General features: G+C 74.0%; 1 protein-coding gene. It reads left to right on the forward strand.

The features are described from left to right. Positions 1-135: 135 nt before the first annotated feature. The coding region (locus tag BSB02_RS39250) for a helix-turn-helix domain-containing protein (RefSeq protein ID WP_143591792.1) at positions 136-765 on the forward strand (630 nt) is incomplete at its 3' end.

Below are 765 nucleotides of genomic sequence, written 5' to 3' on the forward strand. Positions count from 1 at the left end.
CTAAGCGTCTATCCAGAAGTTCTGCGCGTAACCGGGTGTGGGACCGCCGGGAGTTGAGGACGTTGACAGGGGCCTCGCCGGGGGTTGGATCGAGGTTGCCCACATCGTCCGTCCACCGGCGAGGTCGTGGTCAGTATGCGCCCGCCCATCGTGTTCGCCAATGGCCCGGCTGTCTCGATCGAGCAGGTGCAGGCTGAGCTGCGTGGCCGGTGGCGGCCGGCGGTACGGGCGGTGATGGTGCTGTTGTCGCTGCGCGGGTGGCCGGCAGGGCAGATCGCCGACCTGCTCGGCTACGACGCCGGCACGGTGCGCCGGTGGATCGGCCGGTGCAACCGGCACGGTCTGGCGGGGTTGGCCGACCGGCCCCGGCCGGGCCGTCCCCGGCTGGGCGGGGCGCGGCTGACCGACCGGATCGCCCGCCTGCTGGCCCGGCCGGGACCGTGGACGATCGGCCGGTTGTGGCGCGTCCTGGGCCGGCCCCGCCTTAGTCGGCGCACGCTGTATCGGCGGGTGCGGCTGATAGCCGTCTGGCGGCGGCCCAGGCTGATCGCCCGGGGCGATCCGGACCGGTGGCGGGTGCTGGCCGACCTCGCCGCCCACCTGCGCACGCTGCCGCGCGGGGCGGTGGTGTGGGCCGCCGATGAGACCCATGTGCACCTGCTGCCGCACCTGCGCGCGAGCTGGAGCCTGCGCCAGCGGCGCCCCCAGGTCGCCACCCCTGGCAAAAACCGGCAGGTCACCGTGTTCGGCGCGCTGGAGATGACC

The sequence above is a fragment of the Thermoactinospora rubra genome, assembly GCF_002093975.1.
GTDB classification, from domain to species: Bacteria; Actinomycetota; Actinomycetes; order Streptosporangiales; family Streptosporangiaceae; genus Nonomuraea; species Nonomuraea rubra_A.